Origin of the sequence: Desulfogranum mediterraneum DSM 13871, from assembly GCF_000429965.1 — a bacterium.
Classification (GTDB): domain Bacteria; phylum Desulfobacterota; class Desulfobulbia; order Desulfobulbales; family Desulfobulbaceae; genus Desulfogranum; species Desulfogranum mediterraneum.
Genome location: NZ_AUCW01000017.1, coordinates 24,408 through 50,059, shown reverse-complemented (window position 1 = coordinate 50,059; position 25,652 = coordinate 24,408). Strand labels below are relative to the sequence as shown.

The 25,652-nt window shown below is 54.8% G+C and carries 21 protein-coding genes; 8 read left to right on the top strand and 13 right to left on the bottom strand.

What is annotated here, in order from left to right; translation table 11 throughout:
- Nucleotides 1-92 precede the first annotated feature (92 nt).
- From G494_RS0108910 to G494_RS28065, 6 genes are all read right to left on the bottom strand, one after another.
- Nucleotides 93-2,486, bottom strand: coding sequence for a cache domain-containing protein (locus G494_RS0108910; protein WP_028584253.1), 2,394 nt, complete (start codon nt 2,484-2,486; stop codon nt 93-95).
- 511 nt (nt 2,487-2,997) lie between these two features.
- Nucleotides 2,998-3,990: a hypothetical protein gene (locus tag G494_RS0108905; RefSeq protein ID WP_028584252.1), complete on the bottom strand. Its 993-nt coding sequence runs from the start codon at nt 3,988-3,990 to the stop codon at nt 2,998-3,000.
- Complete coding sequence (locus tag G494_RS0108900; protein ID WP_028584251.1) at nt 3,987-5,147, bottom strand: tetratricopeptide repeat protein; 1,161 nt, start codon at nt 5,145-5,147, stop codon at nt 3,987-3,989. The genes G494_RS0108905 and G494_RS0108900 overlap by 4 nt, the downstream gene beginning before the upstream one ends.
- Nucleotides 5,137-5,745 carry an RNA polymerase sigma factor gene (locus G494_RS0108895; protein ID WP_028584250.1) on the bottom strand — a complete coding sequence of 203 codons (609 nt, stop codon included), beginning with the start codon at nt 5,743-5,745 and terminating at the stop codon, nt 5,137-5,139. Before G494_RS0108895 ends, G494_RS0108900 begins: the two co-directional genes overlap by 11 nt.
- Before the next feature lie 228 nt (nt 5,746-5,973).
- Nucleotides 5,974-7,023: a tetratricopeptide repeat protein gene (locus tag G494_RS22645; protein ID WP_084456599.1), complete on the bottom strand. Its 1,050-nt coding sequence runs from the start codon at nt 7,021-7,023 to the stop codon at nt 5,974-5,976.
- Nucleotides 7,024-7,353: 330 nt separating this feature from the next.
- Complete coding sequence (locus G494_RS28065; protein WP_408608374.1) at nt 7,354-7,575, bottom strand: hypothetical protein; 222 nt, start codon at nt 7,573-7,575, stop codon at nt 7,354-7,356.
- Here G494_RS28065 and G494_RS27610 point away from each other — a divergent pair.
- Nucleotides 7,510-7,668: a hypothetical protein gene (locus G494_RS27610; RefSeq protein WP_232362518.1), complete on the top strand. Its 159-nt coding sequence runs from the start codon at nt 7,510-7,512 to the stop codon at nt 7,666-7,668. The genes G494_RS28065 and G494_RS27610 overlap by 66 nt on opposite strands.
- Here the strand turns inward: G494_RS27610 and G494_RS25335 are convergent.
- The gene (locus tag G494_RS25335; protein ID WP_153305815.1) at nt 7,653-8,231 is read right to left on the bottom strand and encodes a hypothetical protein; all 579 of its coding nucleotides are present in this window, start codon (nt 8,229-8,231) and stop codon (nt 7,653-7,655) included. The genes G494_RS27610 and G494_RS25335 overlap by 16 nt on opposite strands.
- A 412-nt stretch (nt 8,232-8,643) precedes the next feature.
- On the opposite strand from G494_RS25335, the gene G494_RS0108875 reads away from it, so the two are divergent.
- Complete coding sequence (locus G494_RS0108875) at nt 8,644-8,853, top strand: rubredoxin (RefSeq protein ID WP_028584249.1); 210 nt, start codon at nt 8,644-8,646, stop codon at nt 8,851-8,853.
- Between the two features lie 278 nt (nt 8,854-9,131).
- Here G494_RS0108875 and G494_RS0108865 read toward each other — a convergent pair whose 3' ends face one another.
- Nucleotides 9,132-9,752 carry a trimeric intracellular cation channel family protein gene (locus tag G494_RS0108865; protein WP_028584248.1) on the bottom strand — a complete coding sequence of 207 codons (621 nt, stop codon included), beginning with the start codon at nt 9,750-9,752 and terminating at the stop codon, nt 9,132-9,134.
- A gap of 333 nt (nt 9,753-10,085) precedes the next feature.
- A complete protein-coding gene (locus G494_RS0108860; protein ID WP_028584247.1) occupies nt 10,086-11,102 on the bottom strand; it encodes a hypothetical protein in 1,017 nt (338 codons plus the stop codon).
- A gap of 1,498 nt (nt 11,103-12,600) precedes the next feature.
- Here G494_RS0108860 and G494_RS0108845 point away from each other — a divergent pair.
- The 6 genes from G494_RS0108845 to G494_RS0108815 all read left to right on the top strand — a co-directional run bounded on the left by G494_RS0108845 (nt 12,601) and on the right by G494_RS0108815 (nt 18,310).
- Nucleotides 12,601-12,822 (top strand): hotdog family protein, encoded by a 222-nt coding sequence (locus G494_RS0108845; protein ID WP_028584245.1) that lies wholly within the window; start codon nt 12,601-12,603, stop codon nt 12,820-12,822.
- Nucleotides 12,823-13,762: 940 nt separating this feature from the next.
- Complete coding sequence (locus G494_RS0108840) at nt 13,763-15,130, top strand: alanine/glycine:cation symporter family protein (protein WP_035245999.1); 1,368 nt, start codon at nt 13,763-13,765, stop codon at nt 15,128-15,130.
- Between the two features lie 463 nt (nt 15,131-15,593).
- Complete coding sequence (gene minC / locus G494_RS0108830; RefSeq protein ID WP_028584243.1) at nt 15,594-16,370, top strand: septum site-determining protein MinC; 777 nt, start codon at nt 15,594-15,596, stop codon at nt 16,368-16,370.
- A gap of 285 nt (nt 16,371-16,655) precedes the next feature.
- Entirely contained in the window at nt 16,656-17,471 is an 816-nt protein-coding gene (minD, locus tag G494_RS0108825) for a septum site-determining protein MinD (RefSeq protein WP_028584242.1), read from the top strand.
- Between the two features lie 2 nt (nt 17,472-17,473).
- Nucleotides 17,474-17,737, top strand: coding sequence for a cell division topological specificity factor MinE (minE, locus tag G494_RS0108820; protein WP_028584241.1), 264 nt, complete (start codon nt 17,474-17,476; stop codon nt 17,735-17,737).
- A gap of 378 nt (nt 17,738-18,115) precedes the next feature.
- Nucleotides 18,116-18,310, top strand: a complete 195-nt coding sequence (locus G494_RS0108815) for a hypothetical protein (protein ID WP_028584240.1) — start codon at nt 18,116-18,118, stop codon at nt 18,308-18,310.
- A 206-nt stretch (nt 18,311-18,516) separates the two neighbouring features.
- Here the strand turns inward: G494_RS0108815 and G494_RS0108810 are convergent, their stop codons facing one another.
- The 4 genes from G494_RS0108810 to G494_RS0108795 all read right to left on the bottom strand — a co-directional run bounded on the left by G494_RS0108810 (nt 18,517) and on the right by G494_RS0108795 (nt 24,412).
- A complete protein-coding gene (locus tag G494_RS0108810) occupies nt 18,517-18,951 on the bottom strand; it encodes a hypothetical protein (protein ID WP_028584239.1) in 435 nt (144 codons plus the stop codon).
- Nucleotides 18,952-19,372: 421 nt separating this feature from the next.
- Nucleotides 19,373-20,194 carry a hypothetical protein gene (locus G494_RS22630; RefSeq protein WP_208597654.1) on the bottom strand — a complete coding sequence of 274 codons (822 nt, stop codon included), beginning with the start codon at nt 20,192-20,194 and terminating at the stop codon, nt 19,373-19,375.
- 241 nt (nt 20,195-20,435) lie between these two features.
- On the bottom strand, nt 20,436-22,967 hold the full coding sequence (locus G494_RS0108800) for an efflux RND transporter permease subunit (RefSeq protein WP_035245996.1): 2,532 nt from the start codon (nt 22,965-22,967) through the stop codon (nt 20,436-20,438).
- 368 nt (nt 22,968-23,335) lie between these two features.
- Complete coding sequence (locus G494_RS0108795) at nt 23,336-24,412, bottom strand: KamA family radical SAM protein (protein ID WP_028584237.1); 1,077 nt, start codon at nt 24,410-24,412, stop codon at nt 23,336-23,338.
- Nucleotides 24,413-25,652 lie beyond the last annotated feature (1,240 nt).

Here is a 25,652-nt window from a genome sequence, read left to right as displayed (position 1 = left end):
CGGGTGAGAGGACCGGATCTACTCGTGCCATTCTGCTCTGCCCCGGGTCGAAGCCTGCCGCGTAGTCCGGGCGGCGGGACAGGGCCTGACCATTACAGGGGGCGCAGCCCCTGTTTAACGGCCTTGCCGATTGCGTTTATGGTGTAGGGCTTCTTTAGGTATTGGGCCACCCCAAGACCTCTGGCCTCCTTGATCCGATCGGTCTCTGCGTAGCCGCTGGCTATGATCGCCTTCTGTTGCGGGTGGATCTCAAGTATGCGTCTAAAGGTCTCAAGTCCATCGATTCCAGGATCCATAATCATGTCGAGTATCACCAGGTCAACCTCATGGTGCTTGAGATATTCCAGCGTCGCTTCCCCGCTTGGGGCGGTTTCTGTCGTGTAACCGAGGCGGCAGAGGAGGTCCTGGGCCAGTTCCCGCTGTACCTTGAGATCATCCACCACCAGTATGGATTCCCCCTGACCGCGATACTGGGCTATATCTTCAGCGCTTTCCCCTCTCAGCGATTGTTCGCGGCTGGCCGGGAAGTAGAGTTCAAACAAGGTTCCCTGACCTTTCGAGGTGGCAACGTTGATATAGCCGTCGTGATCCTGGATGGTTCCCCAGACAACGGCCATGCCTAGGCCGGTTCCGCTTTTCCCCAGTTGTTTCTTGGAGAAGAATGGTTCAAAGATATGTTCCAGGTCGGCAGTGTCAATGCCAACCCCTTGATCTTCTACACTTATGAGTACGTACTCTCCTTCAGGAACTTCAGGGTGACCACCGATGGGTTGGTCAATATATCTGTTTTCGGTGGTAATCCGGATCATGCCGCCTGTCGGCTGGGCTTCGGCTGCATTGGCGATCAGGTTCATGAGCGTCTTCTGAAGATGTACCCGTGAACCGTTTATCGTTAACAGTTCCGGGTCTAATTCCGTCTTGACCTCTACCTCGGGGTGCTCTATCAGGATTTGGGCATGTTCCGGGGAGTTGAGGTAGTTGCCAACCAGACCGTTTACGTCCAGGATGACCCGTTGTGCCACGCCGCGCCTGGCCAGGGTCAAGAGATCCTGGACGATTACGGCCGCCTTTTGGCCTGAGTCCTTGATGGTAAGGATGTATCGGCGCAACGGGCTGTTTTCAGGGAGGTCCTCTAATATGAGGTCAGGGTAGCCGACCATGGCTGACAGGACATTGTTTAAGTCATGGGCCACGCCGCCGGCCAATACGCCGAGGGCCTCCATTTTTTTGCTTCTGTTGAGTTGGTCCTGCAGTTTCTCCAGGGAGGTGCTCGCCCTGTTGCGTTCATCGATCATCTGGTTCGCCGAGCGTGCCAGCCTTTTAAATTCTGAAAAATGGAGGGATTGATCCCGGATGGTAATGGAGTCACTGGCAGCCTGTTCAAAGAAACGGGAGAAGGTTTCCATGTTGTTGGTAATCTTGCGGGTGATGTATCTGGAAATCAGGATAATGACCAGCAGGGAGATGGCGAGAAAGGCGAATATTGTAACAAGGTGGGCCTTGATCTTGGAGATCAGGGCCGCACGCCTGGTTTCCAAGATTTCGTCGATGGCGTCAACATACACCCCGGCCCCTACCATCCAGCGCCAGTCGTCCACCGAACGGGCATAGCCGATCTTAGGAGCAGGCAGCCCTGTGCTCGGGCGGATGGTTCCGACATAGGAGAGAAAGCCGCCTTCCTTCTGCTGACTCATGGTGATCAGCTCCCTGAGCACGTATATTCCGTTGGCATCTTTAAAGTCCCAGCGATTGATACCGATGTTTTTCTGTTTAAAGTGGGCCAGGGTGGTTGCATCGAAATCATAGACAAAAATGTAGCCGTCATCTCCAAAGCGGATCGCATTGATCCTGTCCAGGGTCTGTTGCTGAATGTCCTTTTCAACGTCTTCAACATACTCCCCGGTGCCGATCCACCAGCCATAGGGCTCGAAATATTTTGAAAAACCTATTTTTTCAGCCATCTGCTTCTTGTTGCCGGGCTTATACCAGTACCAGCGCAGAAAACCCTCTCCCTGGCTTTTGACCATGGCCGTTATTCTTTGAACATTGTAGCTTCCCCTGCTGTCTTGCAGGTTCCAGAGATTTGTACCTTCCAGATGGGGAGAGAAGGGAAGCAGGATGTTGTTGCCCTCCATGTCATAAATGAAGAAGTAGCCCCGTCCCTGGTTGAACTGCAGCGAGCGTAAGGCCTCCCTGATCAGTAGCTGGATTTCTTCTCCACTCTTGAGGTCTTGGTAGGTTTGATGGAGATGTTCGGCCAGGGCAACAGCCTCGTAGACACGATCTCTGATGTTGTGTTTGAGTTGATTTTCGGTTGATTTTCGCTGGTATTCAATAAATGCTATCGTCCGGTCCACCTCCTCTTTGATCTCCTGTTGCTGGCTGGCCAGATATTCCCTTTTCAGGTGTTTGATTTCATAACCAAATTTACTGTATTCCCCATAGAGCCAAAGTGATCCGACCATGCCGGTGGATAACACGGCCATGAGAATCAGACTCCAGGTCAGGGTTTGGGAAAGGCTCTTGAATAGTCTCATAGAACAATTTGGTTGGCGGAGCACGATGCTGTGCTTGCGGCTGAAGAGGGGATGATACTGTTGCCCGCCTGCATCTCCATCCTGGAGCAGGGAGTTGTTCGCAAAAGAGCGTATATTGTAGTATACGAATAATTACATGATAGTCAAGAAGTCAGTCCAGGCAGTGGCTACGGTTTGCAAGCCGGAACGAATAGAGAAGCACAGATGAGAAAAACAGGGGCAAAGCAGAGATCACCCTGTGCTGATCCAACCATGGAGAAGAGGGAGGTTGTCAGAGGGAGAGACCGTGGCAGAGGTATGCGCTTATCGCCTTCTGACTTGGCATGGGTAAAGACCAGCAGCCGGATGGTTTGAGGTCGCTCCATGGGCTCACATTGCCAAGGGCCTTAAGCCCTGGCCAGTTACTGTCCACCGCCCATTGCCTCGATCAAGGTCAAGGCAATGGGCGCGTTTGGCATGCTTACTTCTTTCCTTTACCGTTGCCGCCTTTATTGCTGTTGGAACTGTTGCCGCCCTTATTGCCGCTGCCGCCCTTGTTGCCTGGTCCCTTGGAGCCGGCCTGTCCTTTGGAGTCGCTTTTACCCTTGCCGTAGCCCTGGCCACCGCCACTGTCAGCGCCCTTGTTGCCGGAGCTCTGGCTGCCCAGGCCGCCGGCGCCACTGTAGCCGCCCCCGCGGTTGCCCTGGTTTCCACCGCCTATGCCATTCTTTCCCTTGGAGGACTTACCGCCTGCTGCAAATGCTGGGGCTCCTGCGCTGGAGGTATCTACCCCAGATTGGATACCAAAGCCGTGGCCCTTGGACCAGCCGCTCTTGGTGTCCCTGGCCGTTGCCTCCTCCAGTTCACTCTGGGTCATGGCTGCGGTAACCTCATCCTGGGCCGGATGTCGTCCGGCATAATGTTTCTGTTTGCCCTTGGTTCTGCCCAGCCCCAGGAGACCGGGGTGAACGCCCAGCTCATGGGCTATATTGCCCCAGCCCAGACCCGATTCGCGCATTCCGATAATGTCATCTCGGGTCACGCCGACCACCTCGCTCAGGGTTGTGGCATAGCTCTCCTTGGCTGCGTCCAGCTGTTGGTGGGCCATCTCCAGGGCCGCCAGGTCGTCCGGTGACTCTTTTTCGAGCTGAGCCAGGGCCGCCTCAGCATCCTCCACCGCAGCCAGGGCGGTCTGGACCTGGGTATCGTTTTGGAGAGCCGACTGCTCGGCAAGCTGCGCTGCATGGGCAGCCTGGGCTGGGTTGGAAAAGTAGGAATTGGTCGGCTCTTCCCCATTGTCCTGGTCAGGGTCCTCCTCCCCTGCCATGGTGTCGTCCGGATCCCCGGCTGCCGGATCATCGTCGCCCACACCGGCGGCAAAGGCCGGGGAGCTCAGCCAGGGGCTGGCTGTGTTAAGGGCGGATAGGGTGAAACAGAGGGCGATCAGGGCGATGATAAGTTGTAATCTTTTCATATTCGTTGCTCCTGGTTGTTGGTTGGTAGAGGGGTGGTAAAGAGAACAATGCTCCTGTCTGATCTACCTGGGGCTATTCCGGGGGAAGACGGTTCTTGCTGTCTAAACCAGCTGCTGGTGATGCTCAGGCTTTTGGCCGGGGCAAGGGCCTGGGTCAGCCCCCTGCTGAGTTCGATGGCCTTAGTGCGAGCCAGGGCCACTCCGGTGGGGTCGAAGATCACGATGTGGAGCTGTACGGGCGCTGCACTGCGCAGAACCTCGGCAATGCGGAGAAGCTCAGCCTGTTGCGCTGCCCCTTTGGGGCTGAGCAGGATCTGCTGGTCCAGGATGACCCTGGTCCTGCCAAGCTGGTAGCTCCTGAAACGATGGTTGCCCAACTCCCGGAGGCGCTCAGCCACTTTCCAGGCACGGCTACCCTGCCGGTATTGGCTGAGGTAGGCCTGTAAGGCCTCTATTTCCTGCACCTGGTCTCCGGAGATCCTGAAGGCAAGCGCCTGGTTGTAGAGGGCCTGTTCCTCCCTGGGGTTGAGCTCCAGAACCTGGCTATAGAGCTGCACCGCCTGTACCGCCTTACCACCCTGAAGGTAACTGTTGCCAAGGTTGAGCAGGGCAGGGAGGTAGTCTGGCTTGAGTCGAATACTTTGCAGGTAGCTGGCGCGCTCCTGCTCGTATTGGCCGGTCTGCCAGTAGGCGATCCCCTGCCAGAAGTGATAGGCTGCCCGTTGTGGTGCCTGCCGTGCGGCCTGACGCAAAAAGGCGACTGCCTGGTGCTCACTTCCGGCCATCAGCAGATCTCGACCGATGATAAAGTTCGCCTCCGGGCTGTTGGCGGTAGTCACGGCCAGGACAGCCGGGTTGACTCCAAGGGGGACTCCTCCGGGGGTGTCTCCGCTGGGCGCCAGCTCTCCTCGTAGCCCCCCCTGGCTCCAGTAACCGGCCAGGAAAAAGAGGACACAGCTGCAGGCCCAGAGGGTGGCACCCAGGGGCGATACCTGAAACCCTATGGGGGTGAGCAGCTGGCGACGAAGTCGTTGCCAAAGGCTCGGGGCAGGGGGGCTGAGCTGTTGCATCACCTTGGCGGTGATATCACAGGGAGGGACCTTCTCCGGCAAGGAACGGATGGCAGCAACAAGGTCTGTTCCAGGGTCACTGTTCATGGGGGGACACCTGATTGAAGGGGTTCTCGACAAGGGAGCGGAGCTGCTCCAGGCTGCGCTTGATCCGCATCTTGGTGGCACTCTCGGACAGGGAGAAGATCTCGGCTATCTCCCTGATGGAGAGTTCGTAGCTATACCTGAGGATAAGGGGTTCTCGTTTTTCCGCAGGCAGGGTGAGCAGGGCGCGCTGCAACTGCTCCTGGTACTGTTGCTGTTGAATGGCCTGCTCCTGGCTGGAGAGGTCTTGAAAATGGTCCTTGCGGGGAGCATGATCGGTCTCTCGCCAGGGGGTGTGGTGGCTGCGATTGCGCAGGGCCCGTTTCCAGTCCCGCCCCTTATTCAAGGCTATGGTGTAGAGCCAGTTGAAGTATGGCTGGTGGTTGTCAAGGGTCTGGAGTTTGGCAAAACTCTGCACAAAGACCTCCTGGGCTAAATCCGCAGCCTCCTGCTCATGGGCCGTAACCCGGTACATCAGATTATAGATCGGTCGCTCGTATTTCCGGACCAGCCATGCATACTCCTGGGTGGCTCCGGCAAGGACCCTGGCAACGATCTCCTCATCGGACGGCTCCACGGCTGCCAGCCTTCTCCTGTTCATGCGCTCTTTACGCTCTGGTTCATAGCTGTCGTCTTACCCAAGGGGTTCCGTGTCTGTACATGGTTACAGGCTCAGTTCAGGCCGGGTAGCAGCGTCTAGGTTACCGTGCTTTCCTTTGCCGCTACGACCCGGTCTGCTGGACACCCTGTCTGGGACGCTTGGCAGTGGAGTCTTTCTACCTCTATATACGTCTGCCTGGGGCAAGCGTCACTTTTGGCAGAGGAATAGTCACTTTTTTTGCATTTTAGGGGGAGTCAGGATGAAGCGAACCGATTCATCGATGCTCAGCCGCCGCCCCTTGATCCTGATTCGCTCTGCGCTGGAGAACCAGCTCAGGCGGATCCTGTTGCCAGCCAGCTCAGGAAATTTGCGGCTGAGATAGCGCTTGATGCTCAGCGCTCTCCTGCGGGCCAGGCCGGCGTTGTTTTTTTGATAGACCACCAGATCCAGGGTACCCCTGTCAAGGTTGGCAGCGGTTGCTCCTACCAGGTCCAGGGCAGGGCGGCTGGCCTTGTCCAGGGTAGCGCTCAAGGGTGTGAAGGTAATCTTGGGCAGGGAGAGGGATCTTGCTCCCAGTTGCTGGAGCCGATAGGAAAAGTCTCCCAGGCCGTTGAGGTGGGCCACGGCCCGTCGTGCCAATCCACCGGAAGGGTAGTGGCGGAGGTACTCAAGCCAGGCGGTTCGCTCTTCCGGGGTACGCTGGAGGTAGTGTGCAGCAAGGGCGCGGTTATAGAGGGCAGCAGGGCTATTGGGCCAAATACGCAGGGCCTTGGCATAGAGAACAAGGGCCTGTTGATATTGTTTGCTGCCCAGGAGATTGTTGCCCAGGTATATCAGGGCCTGGAGATGTTTCTTGTCCAGGGCCAGTGCTTGCTGATAGCTCTTTTTTTCTTTGTCCCTCTGCCTGTTTGCCCCATAGGCAACTCCCAGCCAGAAGTGATAGTCAGGCTCTTTGGGAAGGAGGATCACCGCTTTTTTCAGGTAGGGAAGGGCGGCCTTGTAACGCTTGGATGCCAGGAGGAAGCGGCCGGTGAAGTAGCTGGCCTCAGCATTATCCGGGTGGGTCTTGACCGCCTCTTTGAAATAGGCATACCCCTGCTCATAGTCCCGGAGCATGAGGTAGTGCTCACCTACGATATCGTAGCGAAGCCCATGAAAGGTGGATTGGAAGCTGCGCTGGGCACAGCCCTGGAGAAGAGCAAGAAGCAGCAAAAGGAAAAGAGCGGTCCTGGACCAGGCGGCTCTGCTGAATGGTGTAGGTTGGTCTGCTGGATACATATATCTCTCCCTGGATAGATTGTTCTGATTGCGAAAGCCGCCTATTGGCTGCAGCGCTCCTCTGTCTTGATCTCCAGGTAGAACCTGGGGAGAATGCAATGGCTTAAGCAAAGTATATACCAGTTAGCACTCTCGGTTCCAGCCAGGTGGAGAAGAAATCATGCCCAGGTACACCCTGGCAGCAGAATGAGACAGTGAAAGGGATCGCGTCCGCTTTCGCGGTAACTGGCTTGGTTGATGGTCCGGTGTTATGGCCAGGAACAGGCGCGATGTGTCCAGGAAGACATGGAGGCGTATCTTCAGGCCTCAGCCCTGGGCGGGAACAGCTGGTCATGGGCCCAGTTGTAGATCAAGGAATAGCCCGAAAAAAATCAGGGCAAAACCGGGTGTTGTCAGCAGGGCTGCCCAGATGGTTACCACCAGCCACCAGGCAGCAGGCAGCAGGTTGTAGCGCTGACTAAAGAGGGGAGGGGCGGTCAGGATGTGGTGCTTGCACAGGGTTGCGGTCTGGACCAGGCCCTTGCCCAGGAGGGCGGCAGCCGGGAAGGTGATGATGCCCAGGGCAAGGAGTTCAAAGCCAAGGGTATGGCGGATACGGTCAGCGGTTTATCGGATATGCCTGGGAGTAGCTATTTGTGGGGCTGATTCTGGAGGTATCTGACCAGATCGCTCAACTCCTCATAGCGGGCCAGCAGGGAGACAACCGTCTGCCGGTCGGTCCAGGGGTAGGGCAGTTGTTGCTGAAGGTGGGCTAAGAGTTGATCACTCTGGTCGGGGAGATCGATCATCTCGGCAATGGTGATCCGGTGGCTCCTAATCTGCTGGGAACTGTCAGGAGCCTGGCAAAAATGCCAGTCGTAGAGGCCGCAGCCGACTTTCAGCAGTCCGCCTGTCCGTTCCCTCATCAGCACCAGCCAGGGTTGTGCCGTCACAGCCAGGGAAATGCGGCAGGCAGAGACCGGGGCGAGGTAGTAGGTTCTTACCTCCTTGTACTTCGTGTTAAAGTCCGCAGAAAGGACCCGGGCAATCTCACGGTTGCCCTCTATGCGCTCCGGAAAAGTGATGCCTGCTGTCCGGACAGAGAAGCTCAGCAACGCCTCCTGGTCATAGATCTCTTCGAGAAGGGGATAACGATCGTCATCCTTGCCGTGGATATATTGTTCCAGTATCCCTGTGATCTCCGCGTTGGTCCTTTCCGTATCGTCCACTTTTTTCCTGATGATGTTAAAGGCGAGGCCTGGGAGGCGGTGGCTGCCCTTGGACGCCCCGCAGGTAGACCCGGCTTTCCGTGAGTTGATCCCACTATGCCATATCCTCTGGCTGGCTGCCACGCACTTCTCTGCCGTGATGCTCATTTTATTGAGCTGATGGCCGCGCAGGCGGGCTGCCGGGTCTGGACTGGAGTGGCCACATTTCAGCCAGGACCGGATTCCTGTCTGCGTGGCAATGAGAGCAATCAGATGAATGACTTAAAAGGGAAAAGTACCCCGCAGTTCACTCGTTGACAGATCCGGCCAGACCCGTATCACCAAGCCTCACTGATCTTCTTTGCTTTGACCTTGATTGATTATGCTGCTACAATTTTTTATGATAGCAAATCATAAGCAAAAGGAGAGAGAGATGGCAGATCCGAAAAATATGTTTCAATGTCAAGTAAGTAACTGTGGCTACATCTATGATCCTGATAAGGGAGAGCCCAAGACCAACACCCCTGCAGGTACCGCCTTTGAGGACTTGCCCGATGACTGGAAGTGCCCCCACTGCGGTTCCTCCAAGTTCACCTTCCGGCCGCTGGCCGGGCCCGGTTCGGTGATGGAGGAGGGAATTTAGGCCCTGCATTCCCCGGTTATAGGCCAGGTCTTACTGACAGGAGTTCGTCCCCATGGGTTGAAATCGCCAAGAAGCCCGAGGATACCCGGCCCCTTCCTCCCAGCCAGGGGCAGGGTCGTGAGAGGAAAACAGCAGAGAGGGGCAACCCTGTTAACCCTGGTGGCCGGGCAGCTTGCCTCTGCTGGTTTGAGCCGGATGATCGGCATAATCGGTACTTCCTGAGTTGTTTCGCTGCTGCGCAGCAATCTCACCTGGTTGTGCCCTGCGCTTGGCCCTGCTCATTCATCCAGCGTGTTGATGTGGTAGACAAATTTAGGGATATGCCAGTCAAAGCGGATGGCCAGCATCCTGAAGCTGAAGCCGAAGAGCAGGGTCAGCGGTACAGCCACCGTGTCCCCCACTCCACCCTCGGTCAGTAAGAGGTAGAGCCAGACCGCAGAGATGGAGACGCTGGCATACAGTTCCTTCTGAAAGGCCAGGGGGATACGGTTGCAGAGGATGTCGCGGAGAATACCGCCAAAGACTCCGGTGCTGATGCCCGTCAACGAGGCCACGGCTATGCCGTATCCCATCTCCAGGGCACGGGTGGCCCCGATGATGGTAAAGGTGATCAGACCCAGGGCATCCAGGCCCAGAAAGAACCACCTGAGCCGGTTGAAATAGCGGGCAGTGAGCACCATCACCAGGGCTGCCATTGAGGTAAACAGCAGCAGGTCCGGCTTGGCAATAAAGAGCATGGGAGCCCGTCCCAGGATTACGTCCCTGATCACCCCGCCGCCAAAGGCCGTGACATTGGCCACCACCAACACCCCGAAGAGGTCCATCTGGTGTTCACCGGCAGCAATGGCTCCGGTCATGGCTTCGACGATCAGACCGGTAATAAAGAGGACCGTGAGGATGAGGGCTGGATCCATGATATCTTTTCTCCTGGCTGGCTGGGATAGTTTTGTTCTTTAATGAAGCTCAGGCCTGCGATGCCATCGAGGGCAAGGCGTAACATTTACTTCAGGGTACTTTGAAAAGTCAGATTTTTCGATCAAGATCAAGGTCTGGGGAAAATTCTCCCCAGCCATATAACGGATACCCCGAGGAAACAATTTTCACCATAATTCACCACAACGCAGAAATGGGAAGAAAAAGCAACTTTTCAAGCTCGCCTTAAACGAGCTTCATCCTTCCAATGCTCAAACCCTGCACGGCGAAAACCGCCGGTTCGTAGAACCACACCATCGTCAAGGCGAGATCGCCTCCTCCGCGGGGAAGCAGACCAGGATACCCTGACGCTCTAACTCCCTGTTCAGTGAGAACCGGGCCAGACTGATCCGATTACTTTCCCCCTGCTGCCGGCTGTCGAGGCGGTCCATTACCACGTTCATCCAGTTCAGGTCAAGGGAGAGTTGTTCCATGATCAGGGCCGACTCCGGATTACTCAGGATCCTGACCAGGTGGCGAAGTGCGTCTGCCGGTTCGCCGATCTCTCTTCGGGCAGCGGCAATCTCCTCTTCTTTTTCAACCATGGCAGTGCTTATTGCCTCTATCTTTCGCCTGGTTGTGTGACTGGGTGGGGCAAAATGACTGAATGCCCGGTTTTTTCCCTGAAGGATGTTGCGCATTGAGGCCAGGTGACTCCGTTCTTCCCTCAGCAATGCCAACTCTTCTTGCAGGCCATGGATCGTTTCCATGGCCACGGTGGCCAAGAGTTCCAGGGCCCGCTCTTCAAGCTGGGCAAGCGTGGCCGCCAGGCTGGTGCTGGGAGCGACCAGGAGGTGGTCGTAAAAGGTGACCGCCTCCATGGGCACGTCCCGTAAGGTGAGTTCTCCCTGTTGTTGATGCCCATAGATGGTTTTTCGTCGCTGCGACATGGTCAGCAGGGCCACGATCTCGCCCGTGGCTGTGGCGGTGACTGGCTGAGCCAGGTTGGCCATGGAGGTTTTGAGAAAGTCGGACAACTGTTTGCTCGAGGGAAATATGGCCCTGAGCAGTGCGTCTTGCGAGTATCTGCTGCGATCGATTCGGATGGGGCCGGGGATTTGGGAGACGAGCCGTCTGCTGTATTCCATGGCCATGATAAGGGCTGGTTCGAGCTGCCTCCTGTAGCCTGAGACCAGCCTGATCTTGCTGTCTGCCGTGTCCACGACCAAGTTGACCGAGTGGTCAACAACACGGGACTGAATGTTTTTTTGCTGAAAGCTGTTGAACACTCTCCTCAGCCAGGAACTCTTAGGGGCGGTCGGCTCGGTGTGCTTCATGGCGGGATCCTTAGGAATGAGCAATCATTGATTGCAAAGGGGAGGGGGATACCGAAGCTGCCTTGATGAAGTATGTATACTATACAGCAGCGCGAGCAGAGGAGGGTAGAAAGAATCAGGCCAGGATCGAAAAGATCAAGATCACTGCTCGCCAAGGAGTGTTTAGAGTTTTTTTTTAGCAAATCTCACCAGCTTGCGCTTATCCTGGCAGGGTGCTCCTGGAGCTTTTAGGGCAGCTTGAACCATGATAGGGGGCCGGGGGCTGAATATGGATTTTGAAGAGGCCGCTATCCATGGCTATGGGCTGGTACAGGCTGGATCCAATATAGGGTACCTTGAAAAATTAATTTTTCGATCAAGGTCAAGGCGCGCGATAAATTTTACCGTAGGCATATATCTGATATTCCGAAGATAAGATTTTGAGCGCAAGGTCGAGATTGGAAGAAAAAGCTTTTTTTCAAGGTGGCCTATAGTCAGTTGCGACCCTCTAGATCAGCTGAGGCCAGCCCAGGTGCCAAGAGGAGCGTTGGCCCATTTTACAAGGTTGAACCCAGAGGTGTTATCATGGAGAATCAGGTACGTGTTTCCAGGGGAGAGGAGCTAAGTTGGCGGCTGAAGTGCGGAATCGGCCTGTTTATGCTGAGTGTTGTCACTCCTCTTACAGGAATACCCCTGGTCGCTTGGTTCAATCTCTCCACCGCTGCAACGGCCTCGATCAGTGGGGCCCCCTGTTGGTGGGGGCGGAGGTTCTCGGCATGGCAGCGATAGCCGTCATGGGCAAGGATGGTTACGCCTATCTCAAAAAAAAAGGCAGCCACCCTGTTCAGGCAACATGGGCCTCCGCAAACAGTGGGTAAGCTGCGTTATACCATCGGCTTGGCCCTGTTTATTCTGCCTATCCTCTTTGGCTGGCTATCAGTCTACTGTATCCAATGGATTCCCGTCTATACAGAAAACCACCTCCTCTTTGCCATCATCGGTGATCTGATTTTACTGCTAAGCTTTATAGTCTTAGGCGGTGATTTTTGGGATAAAATCCGGGCGCTGTTCATCCACTCTGCCAAGGTTTCCTCCCCAGTTCACCGACCACCTCAATAGGCAACTTTTCGTTCCTCCCCCATCTCCGGCTGCCGGGTGGGCCGCTATCAAGCTGTCAGGCGAGTGAGCTCTGACCTTGACTGCATCCCGTACTCACCAGAGTTTGTTCGCTTGAAGGAGGGTGATCCTTCTCGGCCGGTTTCCCGTGATTTTCATCAGTATATCAAAGGCTGGCAGAGGCAAGCCCATGGTGCATACGGGAAAACCTGTTTCCGAGAAAGGGCGACCTCGGACAGCTGCGCCAATGGTTGGGACAACTGGGTGAGGACGAGCATCTGTTAATGCTGGTGATCCAGCCCCGGCCCGAGGATAAGCCCTCCAACCAGCCGGCAGCCACCCTCTCTCTGAACCAATCACTCAACCATCAGCGTGAGCGGCTGCGCGTACCCTGGAGGCAAGCTTGGCCAGGTACACGCCCCAGCTTGTCATGGGGCAGCCTAAGGTGGTACAGGAACTCCGTGCCGTTGATACGGCTCTGGCCCTGTTCAGCCGCAGCCTGGCACCGGGTGGTGTCGTGATTGCTCAGCAGCTCTCCATGGTCAAGGGGATGCAACTGAGCATCGAGCACTGGCCGCCTGCCCCGCCGACACCCCTCTGGTTTAACGTCTGGAACAGGCACTAGCCTGCCTGCACTGTCCTTGACCAGGAGGCTGGTTTCCCCCGGCAGATACACTGTTAGGCGCTAAGGACTCGGCTTGGTCTCAGGTATGGGGAGTAGGGAAGAGGGGCGCTTGAATCTCCCCGGGAACCGCATATTGCACTGATCACCTCCTATCCTTAAAGGAGCTTTTCCTTCAGCCAATGAGCAGGTAAACGACCAGCATAGACTAAATCCAGTTGTTTCGATTTATCGTCGAGCATGGCTCTGCCGTATTCCGCAAACGATTACCCTATGGCGCATTATCTCTGTTCGAGAAAATCGCGATCAGTGGCAACTCCCTCCATCAATTCACCCTTGACAGAAATTCCGGCAAATTCCACTCATGTTTACGCTGCATCATCAAGTTTTTAAACCATTTTGCTGAGTCTCTTAGGTCAGCTCTGCCGCGTGATCGCTGCACGCCCGGTGCAGTACCTTGGCCAACAGCTATCGACAATCAGCTTGTCCGTTGTTCGTCAAATAGCCCGTGAGCCGGCGAGGGTTGATTGTACCCTTCAGGAAGAGAGCGGGGGGATGCCTTGGGCGAAAGTAAGCGGGAGATAAGCCGGCTGCAACCGCCAAATTCTATTAATATAATTTTATGATAATATTAAAAAAAATAGATAGTACGTAGGTTTATGGTAATTAACTAATTGTCAATTGACAGCGGGCTGAATTGGCAGTAATCATCACAATTTTTTATGACATGGCTTCGAGACATGCGCAGGTCTGCCGGCGGACAATTTCTCCTGCAGATCGCCCGTGTGCCAGCCCCCGGAGACAGGGGGTGAGATCGAAGTCTGGAGCGCTGCCTTTTGCAGGGCCCCATACCTTAATTGCCTTTTCCGACCTGGCGCCTTTCTTGAAACAGATGAGCAGGCGGTGTGTTGGTGGGAACAGAACCAAGGAGTAGAGAGAGATCATGATTGGACAGTTGAACGACTTTTTTTCCACCTTGAGTGGATTGGTCTGGGGGGTGCCGGTACTGGCCCTTCTGGTGGGTACCGGGGTAATTCTGACGGTGAGGCTCAGGGGAATCCAGGTGCACAAGCTTGGTTACGCCTTTGGGCTCATGTTCAGTAAGCATGATGACGAACCCGGCGATATCAGTCACTTCCAGGCACTGATGACCGCGCTGGCAGCCACCATCGGCACCGGCAATATCATCGGGGTCTCCACGGCCATCTATTGGGGAGGCCCCGGTGCCCTCTTTTGGATGTGGCTGGCCGCCTTCTTCGGCATGGCAACCAAGTACGGGGAGGGGATCCTGGCGGTGAAGTACAGGGTTAAGGATGAGCATGGCGAGATGAACGGCGGTCCCATGTATTATCTGGAGCTTGGCCTCAAACAGAAGTGGCTGGGAGTCGCCTTTGCCGTATTTGCCTGTATCGCTGCCCTGGGGACCGGTAACATGATCCAGGCCAATGCCATCGCCGGCAACCTCAAGGACCTGGGCGTCGACCCGATCTGGTCCGGGATGGTCTGTTGTCTTGCCACGGCTGCGGTTATTCTCGGCGGGGTGAAGCGGATCGGCAAGATTACCTCTGTGATTGTCCCGGTGATGGCCCTGGTCTATGTCGCCGGCTGTCTGGTGATCCTGTTTCGCTATTCCTCCGAGATTCCCGGGGCCTTTGCCATGGTTTTCGATGGCGCCTTCAACGGCACCGCGGCCAGCGGTGGTTTTGCCGGGGCTGCGGTCATGTTAGCCATCAGGAAAGGGATCTCCCGAGGGGTTTTCTCCAACGAGGCCGGGCTGGGCACCGCGCCCATTGCTGCTGCGGCGGCCAAGACCAAGGAGCCTGTCGAGCAGGCGCTGGTATCGATGACCGGCACCTTCATCGACACCATCTGTGTCTGTTCCATGACCGGGCTGGTACTGATCGTGACCGGTGTCTGGAACACGGGCGGCGAGGTGGTGACCATGACCGGAAACGCCTTCAGCATCGGAATTCCCGGGGGATGGGGCGGGTTCATCGTCAGCTTCGGCCTGATCTTTTTTGCCTACTCCACCATCCTTGGTTGGGGATACTACGGGGAGAAATGTTTCGAGTACCTGTTCGGGATCAAGGCGGTTTTGCCCTATCGTATTCTCTGGATCCTGCTGGTTCCGGTGGGGGCGGTGGCCAAGCTGAATCTGCTCTGGAATGCCTCTGACTGCTTCAACGGGATGATGATCATCCCCAACCTCATCGGTCTGATCGGTCTGAGCGGCGTCATCGTCAGCGAAACCGATGATTACATCAAGCGGAAGGCCAGACAGCGGCAGGAGTTGAAGTTGGCCCGCTGTTAGTTCTCGGCCTCTTTTAAACGCCGGTGCCAGGAAAGCTTGCGGGTTCTGCCGAAGAACCCGCAAGTCTGAACGGCTTTGGCTCCTGGTGATCGCTTTGTTCCTTGCGAGCGCTGCCCTGCTGAAAAGATCCCGACCAATACCTCCCTGCAGCTCACCCCTGTCTCTACTTACGTTTGCTTGCGGAAACATCCATATCAGGTAGGTTTCCTTAGGCTGTCCCGGCAGGGAAGGATGATCCCCTTGGTCTTGCCGTCATCGTTGTTCCTCTCTGCCTGGGTTTCTGGGCCAAAAAACACCCCATCTGCTGCGTTCTCCAGTCCGTGCCCCCTGTCGAGCTGCTGTGAAAAATCCTTGAATCAAATCTCGCCTGAGGGTACAAATAGAGACTTGCCCGGCTGATCCAGACGGGCCACTATGGAAAGGTGTTGTCGACAAGCTGTCGTTAATGTCGTTAAGGAACTGCATGAAGCCACTCACTGATCAGGAAACAGAAGAAGCAGCGGTAGCCATCAAGGCCCGAATGGTCTCCATGACCGTTCTGGAACTGTTGAGTACGGACTTGGAGGCGCTTGATCGACAACTGCAGGAGGCAACGGCCCAGGCCTCCTCTTTTTTTCGTAACGCCCCGGTGTTGTTGGATTTTCAGTACCTGGATGCAGAACCTGACCCCCGATGGCTGGAGCGTGCCTCTCATATGGTGAGGGCCCATCATTTTGTTCCCGTGGGCATGGCCTCTGCCCCGGAATCCCTGGTTAAGGGTGCCAGGGAGACCTGCCTTGCCGTCTGGCCAGGCAGCCATAACGGCAGGCAAGAGTCGGCTCCGGAGCCCGAGCCCGAACCGGTTCCGCCGGCCAGGCCGAAGTCGGAGCCGGAGCCGGAGCCGGAGCCGGAGGTGAACCAAGAAAAACTGCCGGCACAGACCATGACCATCCATCAGCCGGTGCGTTCAGGGCAGAAGGTCTATGCCCGTGGAGGCGATCTTCTGGTGTTGGCATCGGTCAGTACCGGGGCGGAGATAATGGCCGACGGTCACATCCACGTTTACGGTACGCTCAGGGGACGTGCGCTTGCCGGTGCTTTGGGAGATGAGAACGCCAGGATCTTCTGCCAGGATCTGCAGGCCGACCTGGTCTCCATTGCCGGTCTCTACACCATCAACGAAGATCTGCCCCAGGACAAATGCAAAACCGCGGTGCAGATATTCCTGGATCAGGATCAGTTACACATCGAATCTCTGTGACCCCTGCAGCTCAGCTTAAAAACGGTATGGATGTTGCTGCAGTAATTCCAGCTTCTTCTGTTTACACGGCAGGATCGTATAGGGTTGCAGCTTAGAGGGCCGGACCACTACTCAAGACCTCGAACCAGGTTGCCGGCTTGCCGGAAACAGCGCCTGGCCGGCCTGATCGAGGACAACGAAACCATTCTCAGCTAGCCAACAGTCCTCAATAAACCTCCACTGTAAACTGATAAAAAACAATTATATTCACCTTTTAAGAGAGCGTTCAATTTAAGGGATAGATCCATGGCAACAGTTATTGTTATAACCTCAGGAAAGGGAGGCGTTGGTAAAACCACCACCAGTGCCGCAATCAGTACTGGCTTGGCACTGTGTGGCTACAAGACCGTGGTCATCGACTTTGATGTCGGCCTGCGTAACCTCGACCTGATCATGGGATGCGAGCGCAGGGTGGTCTACGATTTTGTCAACGTGATCAAGCAGGAATCAAATCTCCGTCAGTCGCTGATTAAAGACAAACGGGTGGACAACCTCTTTATCCTGCCTGCCTCCCAGACCCGCGACAAGGACATCCTCGATATCGAAGGGGTCGGGCGGGTCATCGATGAGCTCTCCGAATCCTTTGACTACATCATCTGCGACTCACCGGCCGGGATCGAACGTGGGGCCTTTATGGCGATGTATTTTGCCGATGAGGCCGTGGTGGTCACCAATCCGGAGGTGTCGTCGGTTCGCGACTCTGATCGTATCCTCGGTCTGCTGGCCAGCAAAACCCGTCGTGCCGAACAGGGGGGCAAGCCGATCAAGGAACACCTCTTGCTGACCCGCTACGATCCCCTGAGGGTGGATAAGGGTGAGATGCTCAGCGTGGAAGACGTCAAAGATATCCTGGCCATCCCCCTGCTGGGGGTCATTCCCGAATCAAAGGCCGTGCTGCAGGCCTCCAACGCAGGCACACCGATTATTCTGGAGGGCGACAGTGATGCCGGCCAGGCCTATGACGATGCGGTCAGCAGGCTGTTGGGTGAAGAGCGGATGCACCGATTTCTGGAAGTGGAAAAGAAGGGATTCTTCAGTAAATTTCGACTGTTCAGGAGTTAACCATGCGTTTTTTAGACTACTTCCGAAGCAATCGGAAAACCAGCGCATCTGTGGCCAAGGAACGGCTGCAGATCATTGTTGCCAGAGAGCGTACAACCCGCAACGGCCCCGACTATCTGCCCATGATGCAGGAGGAACTGCTGCTGGTGGTCAGGAAATACATCCAGGTGGAGAATGATGCCGTAAAGATACAGCTGGAGCAGGAGGGCAACTGCGAGGTGCTGGAGCTCAATATCACTCTGCCGGAGAGCGCCGCCGCCTCATAGCCGCTTCTCCCTGCCTGGGTGTTCTCTTTCAGCTGGGGAGTCCGGTGGAACCGTTGTAAACCACTGTGGGCAGGGCCGGCCTTTCTCCAGGAGAGCTCGGTGCGTTGCCCGTGGTCCTCACTGTTGCCTGGTGGCGACTATTTGGTTTTTGGACAGGTGGCAGGGTAAAATTGCAGGGCAGGCGGCAGGGCAGTGGCAAGGGCCATGGGCAGAAGGTCGCGTTGCTCAGGCCCTATGCTGTTCAGTGCGTCCAGACGAGACAGCCAAGGACAAAAAGCCCAAGGGTGACAGGCTTACGGTGCCGCCTGGGGAACTCCCGGGCCAGATTGTATCTGGCGGCAGCTTGAAAACTTGAAAGTGCTGATTGGGAGGAAGAGCATGAACCACAACGATCTTTGGGAAGGGCTCGGCGAGCTTGGCGAAGATGAGTTTGAACAGGTGTTGACCCAGTTGTTTGCCCAATATGAAGAACGCCTCAAGGCAGATCCCGCTGATCAGGCGGCGCAACAGTTTTTCAACTACCTTGCTGCCGTTATGGGGCAGGTCCAGTCCTGTAATGTCAATCGGCGCTGAGCCCCGCATCACCAAGAGTTCTCTGTCAGGCCGGTTGATCCGGCTTGGGAGGAGTTTTGCTGGACCCATCGTTTCCGTCATTCCCGCGCAGGCGGGAATCCAGGACAGATTGAATCCAGGACACGCTACATCCCAACCTTGTTGTATAAGTTCAAGGGCGAAGGAGGGTAACTGTTAGGCCTTTCGGTACATTCCGATATAGCCGATTATTGAAACAGTTTTTTTAACCAGCCCTCTTCGGCGTCCTGCCGGCCCGCCAGTTTGGCGAGAAACTTCTGGAGGATTTCCTGATCCTGCCCTCCCAGGAACTCTATCCCCAGCTTAAATTTGGCAATCTCAGTTTCAGATGAGCAAAGATCATACCAGGCAGGATTTCCATAAACGACTACAGGGTTGTCTTCATCATCTGCTCTATATTCAAGACTGACAACATGATTCTCGTGGTCCTGGGTCGTGTAGAAGAGGTGATGGTCGCCGCATTTAATTGTATCCAGATGGAGACAGGCGCCATACGGGGTAAAATCAGTTATCCTGCCGGTAATCCTGCTGCCAATAGGGGCATTATCCCTGCGGATATCGCAAAGATTTATTGTAACCCTAACCTTACTCTTTACCCTGTTGATGCGGCGTCGTTCAATCATGAGAGCGTATCTTGAGAGAGGTTGTCGTGTCCTGTCATTATACTCTGTTTGCCTGAATCTGGCCTCATTACGGGCATGGTCTGTTTGCTTTTGTTCCGTTTTCCAATCTTTCCGTTTTCCAATCTTTCTGTTTTCCAATCTGTAAGGTGGCACGCCGAATTTGTGTTCAATGGAAAGTTTTCACCATGTTGCCTCAGCTATGGACAGATTCTCAACGCCCTCTCCTTCATACGATCTTCATATGATCCATCATACCAGATAATAAGACGGCTAAGATGGAAAGACAAGGAACCGCTCATGTGGGTGGCCTTCACAGAAAGGTACATCTCCCAATGAATCCAACGGCCAGCTCAGCAGGAGAAGAGAGAAGGGCGGTTGATCCACGCTGAAAAAAACCGGCTAACTGCAATTCCCCATACATTTATGACAAGCGGCTATCCCGTTTTGCAGCCCCAGATCCATTGGGATTTCTGCCCCAGTCGTCGTCGGCGCGATTCCACAGCCATACGGTGCTTGCAAGACAGGGAACAAGCATGAACCATGTCCCAAAGAGTGCAATTACCACTCCTGCATAGGGGGCGGGCAGGAAGGCACCCAGAATCATCGTGCCGGTCAGCACGCCAAGGGGCGACACCACCACAAACCAGCGTGGATACATGGTCCGTCCGCTTGCAACCCCCACAGCATGCCAGATGGCGCCCACATTGAAGGCCAGGATTGCGGTCAGATCCCCCAAGATAAAATGTTCGAGCAGAAAACGGTCGGCCATTGCATAAAATGCCTGGTCCGTGCATCCGACCGCAGCCTTTGCCTGCGCCAACACACTCAAGAATGCCCATCCGGCATGTTGGATCCCGCCAATCATCAATATAGCATAGGCAAGCAGTCCGCAGGGAACAGAGGCAAGCCAAAACCCGGCGCGTCGCATGCCGATCCACCAGTGATAATAGGAGAGCGCGTACAGGGGATAGAGCCAGCCCGCCGTTTGTGCCAGCAGCACCAGCCAATGGGGCCGGTGACCTGCGGTACGAATCACCTCCCATACCGCAGGAGAAAAGTATTCAAGGCCACTCAACCTGGGTGAGTAAGCGTAAATATAGTCACAGACACCGTTCCAGAGTATCAGAATGGAAACAGAGAGACCCATAAGGCGGAGGCGACGGCAGCGAGCTGCTGTGGCCTCATCGCTGCCCCCCTGTATCTGATCGCCGGGATTGGTACAGGAATCACTCTTTATGTCCATGCTGCAACTCCTCTCTGTGTCTTTGGGAACATTTTTCGTTTTCGCTTCAGCTATTTTGAAAAATAGAATATTTCGATCAAGGCCTGTGATAAAAGCATCACAGGTATGTTGTTTATATTTTATGATTATTTTTTTGGCATCAGGCCGGGATCGGGTGAGAAAGCTCCTGCGCGGAGCTGCATCCGAAGGCCGGGGGGAATCCCGCTGCCAGACTAGTTATTTTCCCTGGGCTTCTAGCGCCTTACGACCCGGTTGAGCGTTCGGGCCCCAGGGGCTTGAAGCGGATGATCAGCAGGGGCAGAATGGTCATGTCGGCCACCAGCGCGGCGATCATCGAGAAGCCGGTCAGTAGTCCGAAGTAGATGGTGGGAATAAAGTTGGAGAAGGCGAGGATCGAGAATCCCAGGGAGATGGTGATGGTGGTGTAGTACATGGCCCGACCGATGGTGTCGTGGCTGCGCCGTGCCGCGGCCCAGTAGTCGCCTTCACGCCTGAACTCCTCGCTAAAGCGGTGAATATAGTGGATTGTGTCATCCACGGCGATGCCGATACATATGGCGGCGATGGTGATGGTCATCATGTCGAGCGGTATGCGCAGCCAGCCCATCAGGCCGAGAACTATTGCCGCGGCAAACAGGTTGGGAACAATGGCGACAGCTGCCATGTGCAGATTGCGAAACAGCAGCGCGAACATAAACATAATCGCCACAAATACCACGCCGCTGGTGAGGATCAGCGAGCGAAACAGGCTCTGCAGCATGTTGTTAAAGAGCACCACCATGCCGGTGATCTTCACCTGCTCCCCGGCCAGTCCCAGCTCAATGGTGAGGTGGTGTCGGATCTTCTCAAGGAGCTCCTGTCGCTTCAGCGATGGATCGGACTCAAAGATCCGGATACTGAAGCGGAGTTGATTGCCATCGGCCGAGAGGTAGGGGGCGAAGAGGGATGATCTGATCTCCTGCGGCAGGCGCTTGTAGAGCACTGCCAGGGCAAAGTTGTCGTGCTGGATGTCGGGGTCGAGCTTCTGCAGCATGCGCAGGGTGGTGGTCAGTGAGAGCACCTTGCCACTCTCTTCGAGGCTGTCAAGGTAGTCGTGGATCTCAGCGATGCGCTCCAGGGTAAAGCTGTTGAACCAGTAGCTGGTGCCGGTGATCCCCGCCTCCCTCTCCATGCCGTCGGCAAAGAACTCGTCCTCCCCGTAGAAAGGGTCCTCCTCATCGGGCTCCTCCTTGATAAGGAAGCTGGCAGGTGCATCGATGATCACATCCATTGGTGTGGTGCCACCCAGTTGGCGGTCGATCAGCTCCATCCCCTGATAGATCTCGGTCGAGGACTTGTAGTAGTCGATAAAGCGATTCTCCACCGTCAGCTGCGAGATGCCGGCGACACTCAGCAGGCTGAGAATAGAGAAGCCGAGTAGGATCCGGTTGCCGTAGCGCTCGTTGCTGCGGGCAAGAAAACGGGTGATCGCCACGGTGATGGTATTCTCCTGCGTCGCCCCTTCGCGCCTGAGCAGCACCAGTGCAGCCGGAAAGAGGGTGAAGGCTAGAGTCATGGCAATGGCGATGCCGAACATCATCATCCAGCCGAAGTCGATCACCGGGCGAATCCCACTCACCAGCAGCGAGCCGAAGGCGACCATCGTGGTGATGGCGGTGTAGAGGCAGGGGATGAACTTACTTTGTACCGTCGCCAGCAGCAGGGCGCGCTGGTCAGCGTCACGATCGCTGGTCAGCAGTTCTCGGTAGCGCACGATCAGGTGGATCAGCAGCGACAGGGTAAGGATAAGCAGCAGCGAGATGAAGTTGGAGGAGACCACGGTCACCGGCCAGGTGATAAGGCCCAAGAGTCCCATCATGCTCGCACCAGCGACAATGCAGGTAGAGATCGCCATCAAGACCCAGCGGGCTCGGCGGAAGATGATGGTAAGGATCAGCACCAGAAAGGCAAACACGCCGATCCCGAAGGTCATCAGATCGAGGCGCACGAAGTTGATCGAGTCGGCGGCGATCATTGGCACGCCGCCAAGATAGAGGGTGGCGCGGTCGAGGTGCTGATCCATGATGGTGCGCACCGTGGCGATGTCATGGTCGAGCTGCTTCTGAAGTGAGGTGCTGTAGTCATCGAACTGGGTCTCGGCACGGGCAAGGGCGCTCCTCTCCTCTGTGCTAAGTTTGCGTTCCAGGCGCAGCACGCGCAGGTCGTTGCGTGCCTTCAGTAGGCGGTGCCAGGTATCATCACGTTTGAACAGCACTTCCAGGGCGGTGGTATCGCCAGCAAGGTTGATCAGCAGGTTGCGGTAGAGTGGGCTGTGGGTAAGCTCTTGTTGTGCCAAGGAGCGATCGGCACGCGGATGTTCGAGGGTGATGATCTCCTTGGCGATTTCGGAGAGGGTTACCGGCGGGCTCTCGAGCAGTGGCACATCGAGCAGAGAGGTAACCGATTCTACCCGTTCAATCGCGGCAAGCTGATCGCGCAGTTGCCTGAGGTCATCGATCACCGCAGCGGAGAAGAGTGGTCCCTTCGGCGTATAGGTGATGATCAGGCTGTCGTCCGAACCGTAGACCGCCTTGATCGCGCGGTAGTAGGCCAGCGACTGGTCGTTTTCCAGCACCAGGGTGTCGGCCGATGCGTCGAGCCTGAACTGATGGAGATAAGAGATGGATCCGCCAACCAGCATGGCGACAAGGAGGAGGGTGAGGAGCGGGTGCCCGAGAACCGTGCGGTCATAAAGGAGAACCAGTCGTGAGGTAAGGGGGGTCCAGTCACCCATAGTGTCCAGTCGCCTCGTCAGAAACTAATGGCTACCTTGAAAAGTTGCTTTATCTTCCAATCCCGGCCTTGCGCTCAAATTTTCATCATCGGAATATCAACCATGTGCCTGCGGTGAAATGTATCGCGCGCCTTGACCTTGATCGAAAAAACTCATTTTTCAAGGTAGCCTCAAGTTATTTCAATATGTAAGTTCAATATGTAAGGGTACCTTTAAAAAATTCATTTTTCAAGGTACCCTTAGGTCGAGAGAGCCAAAATGGGCGCCCCCTGGGGGCAAGTGAATTGCGCGGGTCGGCCTTTTTGGCCGTTTGATTCATTGCCGGCGGTCAATTGGATTCAGCCATTACTTTTCTTTAAAATTAGTATTTATTCCGGAACATTAGGGATCGTGGTGGTCTCGCCCTTATAATTTCGTACCGTATATTCTTTTTGGTTTTTATCAGTAATGTAATAGTCCGGCATTAATGGGATCTTGCCGATCTTTGTCGCCAGCACGTACATGGGTTGGGCAAGGCCGGTAGTATGACCACGTAATCCATCACGAATCAACTCGGCCCCCTTTTCCACAGGGGTACGGAAATGATCGATTCCCGGAGCCGGTTCACAATAAAAAACATAGTAGGGTCGGATACGGGTACGGAGCAGTTTCTGGTGCAACTCTCTGAATGTATCCACATCATCATTGATGCCCTTCAGCAATACAGCCTGATTTCCGACGTTGATGCCGCAACTCATCAGTTCGTAAATCGCTTGTGCTGTTTTTTCGGTAATTTCTTTTGGGTGGTTACACTGGGTGTTAATCCAAACCGGAACGCGGTGGTAGCCTCCGATCGCCTTTTTCAACCCTTCGGTAACACGCTGGGGAAGGACTATTGGCAGCCGGGAGCCAATCCTGATCATTTGGATGTGTGGCATTTCGCGAAGTCTGCCAATCAGGTATGCAAGTTTTTCGTCTGACAAAAGCAATGGATCGCCGCCGGTAATTAATACGTCGCGAATCTCAGGGTGTTCTGCGATCCAGGCCAGGCCTTCCTCGACATCAAAGTTAAGCTGCAAGTCCTGGTCGACAACCAGTTCCTTACGGAAACAGTGGCGACAGTAAATGCCGCAAACCTGCACCACGGTAAAGGCGATACGGTCATGATACTGACGGGCAATGCTATCGGGTCTGATTTCTTCGGTTGCTCTATTCTCTTTCCATACCAAGTAGTTGTCCATCCCGTATGTGTTAGTCTGCTCCTCTAGGGATGGGATCACCTGCCTTCGGATCGGACAATTCGGGTCATTCTTATCCATCAACGAGGCAAAATAGGGTGATGTTCCCCACTTGGTTTTCAAGGTCTCGATGGCCTCCCTTTCCCCATCAGAGACATTGATGTACTTTGTAAGCTCCTCAAGTGTATTCACTTGATTTTTCATCTGTTCTGTCCAATGTTCGGTCATTCTTATCCTTTGTTATGGTTTTTGGAAAGTTCGAAAGTATTTACGGATCAGCTCAATCATAATTGAGCTGATCCCTGTAAATAACCGACGGCATAAGGTGGGATGAGCGGAGGCGAGCACCGCTTTTTGCCCTCCCTGTTGCCCTGGCTTGTCAGCCCTTATTCGCAACCCACGCAGACTTTGCTTTCGTAGGGTGAGCAGTTCGAACTTGTGGGTACCTTGAAAAATTAGATTTTTCGATCAAGGTCAAGGCGCGCGATAAATTTTACCGCAGGCATATATATGATATTCCGAGGATAAAATTTTGAGTGCAACGCCGAGGTTGGAAGAAAAAACAATTTTTCAAGGTGGCCTTATGTGCTTTCTTCATCCAGGCTTGGCTGTCATGTTATTAGCCTTCCTGTCACTCCATTTTTGATCTTCCTCCTTTTGCCTGTGATTTATATTTTTATCGCTTGTCAATATTTGTTTGCATTTGACCAGGTTGTTTCCCTTGTTTTGGGGTGACGGCCTTCCTGGCTTTGATGCTTATCTACAAAGGTTACCCTTGTGGTCTGTTTGTTTCAGCTTATCCATTCGTTTTGGTTAAACTCGAGATGAAATACCAGCCTGATGTTATCTCAGACCTTGGCTGTTAGCTGTTTGGGATCTGCTGTAGGTTTGCTGGATAAATACCCGATAGATTTGAGTGATTATGGTCAGCGTCTGTGTCGTATGTAACAAGCTAAGCAGTTGTATCTGTTTGGCCTGCATCCGTGGTAGTGGATGCAGGGTCTGGCGATGGATCGGTTGGCTCTGTGCTTTTAGAATGCTTTTCAGGTATCTTTGCGCGCTCTTTGCGGGCTGCATCTTGAAGAGATACTTGATTAATCTATTAAAGATCTTTGATTATACCTGAGGAGGAACGGGGGATGAGCACGTGTGAAATCAATCCGGTGCGTGCCAACCTGTAATCATTAAGATAAATGTTACCGTAACGATAGCCATCCATCCTAAAACATCTTCAAGTATATGGGGTACTACAACCCGTGTATTAGCACCTTCCCCTTTAGTCAACGAGTTCTCGTCGGAGCAGGTGTATGGGTATGAGGGGGGAAATGGCGAATTCTGTTGGTTGATCACCGCCAAGATCACAACCAGCAAGAAAGCGTATGCCATGGGCATTCTACCGCATCAATCCCTTTAGCACAAGGGGGCAAGGACGAAAAATCGCTGACCTAAGTGCTGTGACTGTGGGGGT